Source organism: Vibrio sp. OPT46, from assembly GCF_015163535.1.
Classification (GTDB): domain Bacteria; phylum Pseudomonadota; class Gammaproteobacteria; order Enterobacterales; family Vibrionaceae; genus Vibrio; species Vibrio alginolyticus.
This window is the reverse complement of record NZ_JADDYG010000875.1, coordinates 36,828-42,601: the sequence shown is the minus strand read 5'-3', so window position 1 is coordinate 42,601 and position 5,774 is coordinate 36,828. Positions and strand designations below refer to the sequence as shown.

At 43.2% G+C, this 5,774-nt stretch carries 4 protein-coding genes; 2 read left to right on the top strand and 2 right to left on the bottom strand.

The features are described from left to right. Positions 1–263: 263 nt before the first annotated feature. Both IQR33_RS31165 and IQR33_RS31160 read left to right on the top strand, forming a co-directional pair. Complete coding sequence (locus IQR33_RS31165; RefSeq protein WP_193837334.1) at positions 264–728, top strand: DUF2846 domain-containing protein; 465 nt, start codon at positions 264–266, stop codon at positions 726–728. Positions 729–1,062: 334 nt separating this feature from the next. Then, a complete protein-coding gene (locus IQR33_RS31160) occupies positions 1,063–2,721 on the top strand; it encodes an outer membrane protein assembly factor (protein WP_193837468.1) in 1,659 nt (552 codons plus the stop codon). Positions 2,722–2,779: 58 nt separating this feature from the next. Here IQR33_RS31160 and IQR33_RS31155 read toward each other — a convergent pair whose 3' ends face one another. Further along, a complete protein-coding gene (locus tag IQR33_RS31155; RefSeq protein ID WP_021033915.1) occupies positions 2,780–4,231 on the bottom strand; it encodes a phospholipase D family protein in 1,452 nt (483 codons plus the stop codon). Between the two features lie 101 nt (positions 4,232–4,332). After that, positions 4,333–5,774, bottom strand: a 1,442-nt coding sequence (locus tag IQR33_RS31150) for a carboxylesterase family protein (RefSeq protein ID WP_228014239.1), incomplete at its 5' end; no start/stop codon positions are given.

Sequence of the window (5,774 nt, the reverse complement as noted above, 5' to 3'; positions counted from 1 at the left end):
TCCACACTCTCAGCGTTATTCAAGAACTCTTGAAGGTGTTTCAGGTATTCTACTTATCAGTCTAGCGAGTAAAGTGGCATTTAGTGATCGTTAGATACGGGGTATTTTATTCTCGTGATTATTATATGGCTAATGTTTGCTCAATCTATACGCTAAATGAGTGCTATTGCATAGGTTGAATCACAAATTTCAAAAATACCAATAAGTGAACGTATTTATTTATAGTATGGTTGGCGCGATTTTATCGTAGCTAGGTTAATAACATGAAAAATAAAGTAATTCTGTGTTCCGCATTCCTTTTGGGTTTGTCAGGTTGTGCTTCTGTTCCTACTGTTGATTCGACAGTATCAAATCAAATGAAATCATTTGAAGCACCTCAAAAGGGGAACGCAGGGATTTACATTTACCGAGAAGATGCTTTTGTCGGAGCAGCGCTTAAAAAGTATGTTTACGTCGATGGGGAATGTATTGGTGAAACCGATCCTGGTGTATTCTTCTACCATGAGGTCGAAGGCAATAAAGAACATCAAGTAAGTACAGAGTCTGAGTTTTCGGAAAATCACTTAACTATCTTAACGGAAGAGGGCCGTAATTATTTCGTTAATCAATACATTAAAATGGGTGTATTTGTTGGTGGTGCGGGCGTAGAACTCGTGGACGAAAGCAAAGGTAAAGCAGAAGTACTAAAAGTCGACATGGCAGAAAAAGGAAACTGTTCTTCGATCTAGTTTTACTAACAGACGCTTTTTAGATTAAAAACACATTATCAATGTAACCCAACGCTTGATGAGATCCATTCAGCGTTGGGTTTTGTATTTTTGGCAAACAGTATACCTATTTCAGACCGCATGATTTGCCACCTCCTAGCTTGAGCCAATTTATCGTTCAAAGTATCTACTTGTGAAACGTGAATTTTCGAGAGGATTTCGTAGGGAGCAATCCTACAAACGCGATTAACTGATGTGCCATTCCATCATTAACCTTGTCGAGTGTATTGCTAAACTAGGTAGCGGTGTGTCTCCTCTCATTAAACAAATAATAGGTATATCAGTTTTAGCTTCTATGCCTTTACATCATGCACTCGGAGCGCAATTTAAAATCAAAGGGCTAACACCAATATTAGAGAAAAATCTTGAAAGTCACCTTACACCACTAACGAAACTCTCTGTTTCAAACATTACCTCAAATCGACTAACGCAGATGGTTAATAATGCGTTAAACCCTTATGGCTACTATCATTCCGAGCTCAATGTTCAGAGATCAGAGAATGATCTCATCATGCTTGAGGTTGACGCAGGGGAGGTGATGTTGGTCAAAAAATCTAACCTTGCTGTGTCGGGGGAGGCCATTAACGATCAGGATTTCATCGAACTAATTAATCAAGCTCAACTTAAACAAGGGCAGCCGTTGCTTCATTCTGAGTACGACACGCTAAAGCGAAACTTAATTTCATTGGCTCAGCAAAAAGGTTATTTAGATGGACGTTTTATCGAATCGTCTTTGGAAGTCATTCCAAGTTTGAATGAAGCCCATGTGAATCTGCATTTCTCTAGTGGTTCTCGCTACCAATTTGGAGAGCTGTCTGTTCTTACGTCGGGTATCGAAACGGCTCGAATAGAAGCGATGAGAACATTTGAGTGGAGCGACGATTTTGACACTGTGAAATTGAGTCAATATCAGGCCGATCTCTCCAGTACTGATTGGTTTCGCAGTGTGATTGTGAAAGCGGATTTCGAGGAGGTATCCGATGGTCATAAGGTGCCGATAGAAGTGCTCGCAGAGCCGAATTCACGCAATATTGTGCAAGTCGGCGGAGGGTATTCGACAGACTTGGGATTACGCGCTTCGCTAAACTGGACCAAGCCTTGGTATAACGCAAGTGGGCACAGTTTTGAGGCACAAGCGTACGCTTCCAAACCGGAACAATCGCTATTACTAGGTTACAAAATTCCCACACAAAATGTTCTAACGGATTACTACGGGATTCAGTTTGAATCTAAGCATGTCGACTATCGAGATACATCGAGTTTTTCTAATGATTTATCGTTTGAAAAGCACTGGCAGTTAGACAGTGATTGGCAAAGCACCATGCACGTTCGTTATTTGCAAGAAAGTTATCGACAAGCTTCGGAGAATAACGAATCACAGTTGTTATTACCGGGGGTGACATTTTCACTACTTGATCGCAAGAACGATCAATTAGAAGTAAAGCACCGTCACGTTTACTCATTGGAATACTCAGACCCTAATTTTTTCTCCGATTCTCGTTTGCTGCGTATTGAAGGCAACAGTGTGCTGTCTTGGGGCATTAGTGAAAAACACAAGTTTCACTTTCGTTCTAATGTTGGCATTAATGTCGCTGACACTTTGAGCGATATTCCATCATCATTACGTTTCTTTGCGGGAGGTGATGGCAATCTTCGGGGTTATGGTTATGAATCCATCTCTCCGAGAGACGAAAATGGCGATTTAACCGGTGCTCGTTACATGTTTACTGCTGGGTTGGAATATCAATATCAGGTCTACCGCCAACTGTGGCTTGGGGCATTTTATGATGTTGGTGATGCCTTCAACGAAAGGGTGGATTGGAAAAGTGGAACAGGGTTGAGTTTGATATGGAACTCAAAATACGTGCCCGTCAAAGTGGACTTTGCTTATGGTTTAGATGCTCCGCAAGGAGACCAATTCCGCGTTCACTTCTCGCTAGGAACGCAGTTTTAGCGGGCATTAAAAAGGCTCTCATCCTTGCAGATAGAGAGCCTTTTTAAGTCTTGATTGTTTAGAGTTCGAACTCACCATTCAGTTTCTTGAATATCCAGTTAGGCGCCTTATGCCATCCACCATAGTTTGGATTCTTAGTATGGATCTCATTCATTGATTGCCACTGAGTTTGGCCTTGTCCATCTCGAGACACTCGCCAAAAAAGTTCATCTTGTTGTCGAGTTAAGTAGTGCATGACATGTTCTGCAAAGGCTTCGCTTTGGACCAACACACCAAATTCCACATTGAGGAAATCCGATCTTGGGTCGAAGTTTGATGAGCCGATATAAGTAAGCCGATCATCGAGTATCACCGTCTTGTTGTGATAATAAGTATCCGCATGGAAGTAATGGTCATCATTTTTCGCTTGGTTTTTGTACTCAAGTAGATGAACGCCCTTATCCAACAAGGTTTGGCGGTGCTCCTCGTAATAAGCCGGAATAAAGCCAGAGTCATTAGATGCAGACGAGTTCGTCATTAACGTGATGTCCGCTTTTTGCTCCATCAAGGTATCAATAAAGGCAAATTCACCATCGCTTGGTACCACATAAGGCGTTGATATCACTGCTTTGGATGCAGAGGTTATTTGTTGCCAAACTTGGTGTTCTGCCCGTTTTCTAAAGTAGGGTTTGTTGTTTTTTAACTTGTCTAATGAGTCGAAAACGGGGGTGACTTGCGCAGTGATGAAGTTGGGATTGGTCAGGTGTTTAACTTGTTTTTCAACTTCAGCCAGAATGATGCTTTTGTCTTTCTCACCTTTATTAAGCGCTTTAGTAAACGTGGAATAGTTTGGGGTAACGTTAACGATGTTTTCTATTGGCGTGACATGCTCGCTGTCCCAAAGTTGTTGGTAGTTCTGGTCGAACGCTCGAATAATGTTGCCTTTGAACAAGACATCCATATCAAAGAAGTTGGCTTTGCGGCTGTAACCAAAATAGTCGTCGCCAATGTTGCGTCCACCTAGAATCATCCATTGATGGTCGACGTTGAAGTACTTCTCGTGCAGACGATTGTCCAAACGTTGTTGGTGAGTAGAGAAGTTGACGGCGCGACCAATCCAACCTGACTTACGTGAATCAAACGGATTGAATAAACGGATTTGAATGTTGTCGTGAGCGCTGAGATCAGCAAGCCATTTCTCGTTAAAAACCAATAGATCATCGAGAGTGAGTCGAATTTGCACGCCTCGATCTGCTGCTTGCTTGAGTTCATTGAGTAGCATCAAACCAAGCGTGTCACTCTCCCAAGAAAAGTAAGTCATATCGATGCTTTGCTGAGCATTTCTAACCAGTTCAACGCGACGCGCAAAGGCTTCCGGAGCGTTAGGAATTAAGTAAACTTCGGCTTGATGCTGAGTAGTTTGCCAATTGGCTTCAAAATCCGGTTCAACTTGCGGGTAGGGCTGGGCACAGCCAACCAATAGTGCGCTGAAGATAAAGAGTAGCAGGGCACGAAGGGCGTTAGGAAACATGAGTAAACCTTCCTAATGATGTTCAAGGAATAAGGATGAAAAAAGCCAGTGAACTGGCTTTTAGGTATTTGGTAACGAGCTATTAGTGACTGAAGATAACGTTACATGTGACTCAGAATCAGCCCAAGTTCCTCGAGACCGTTGAGGCGACCTTGGCGCAGTTTTGGATCGATGCCTGAGTGATGAGCATTGTCCCAGTCTTGTGTGGATTGAATACCGCCATCGTTATCGATCAGCAATACTCGGTCAGTCGCGCTGTTGTATTGGAAGTCCTCAAATAAACGTTCGCTAAACCACATACGAGAGAGCTCGTTCATCATTGCTTTGTCTTTGCTACCTGGACGAACACTTGAACCATCAAGCTTTAATGCTTTATTAAACACAAATGGTAATTCCGATGCATTGCAAGCGCCGACAATACAACTGATGCTTTTGAGTAAATCGCCAACGTCGAGATCGCCATTTTCACCTTTGGTATTGTAAGTCCATACGTTGAATCCAGGTTTGTAGTCAAAGTAGTAGAAGCTTGGCGTTGCCCCTGTTGCTTCTTCAGTTGAAACTTTATGACGGTTTGGACCCGTGAAGAGCAAATCATGCAACGTGGTTTTGAATTGCTGCATGTTTTTGGTCGCACCATTTAGTTCGCTTTCATCGTTGGGGAAGAAGTCAGCCAGAGCAAGTAACTCCGTTGTTGAATCGGAGTTCCCCAAACCGAAGAACAACTTAGTCATCGCCTCATAAGCGGTGCTAGGCAGCAGTTCCAATAAGTCAGAAAGATCGAGTTCAATCGAAGCTGAATCGTTGAGTAATGAACGATATTCGGTGCGTAAACGGTTTAAGTTCGTTTCCGATTCTAGCCACTCCACCATGTATTCGACGATTAAGTTTTCGTCACCACTTTCAATGATTTCTGGCGCTTCTTGGCTCAAGATTTCAATAATAGTTGGGATCAAAAATGTCAGGCTCGGCAGCATGCCTAGAGTATTGCTTTCTGCACTGTTTGAGCCAATTACCGTCGGTACGATCCATTCACTCTCAATCGCTTGTTCAGTAAAGTGATAGCCTGGTACTTCTTTCACTAGAAACGCTGGTGGGCGATGCTCGATGTAAGGCGCAAATGGCATCAACGTAGCTAATGGGCTGTTGTCTCGTGTTGGACTTATAACCGGAATATTCGCAGCGGTCAGTACCCAGTTCTTAAGACGTTGAATAGGATCAAGCATCTCGCTCTGTACCTTCATGACCTCTTCAAGTGGTAGTAGCGTTAGATCTTCAACACTTTGCTCTGGCCTTTGGCTCTTGGCAACATCGTAACTTTTATATTCAAAGCCGTACGCGTTGCTTTGCATGATGGCACGCTGAAAGTGCTCACCTGCGATTGCAGCATCGCCTTTTGATTGCTGTAAAATTCCCACCGACATGGCACCCGCACCTTGCCCCATGAGTGTCACGTTTTGCGGATTGCCGCCGAATGCCTCTATGTTTTGTTGAACCCATTCAAGCGCGTGTTTTTGATCGCCTAGGCCAAAGTTACCACCCTCTG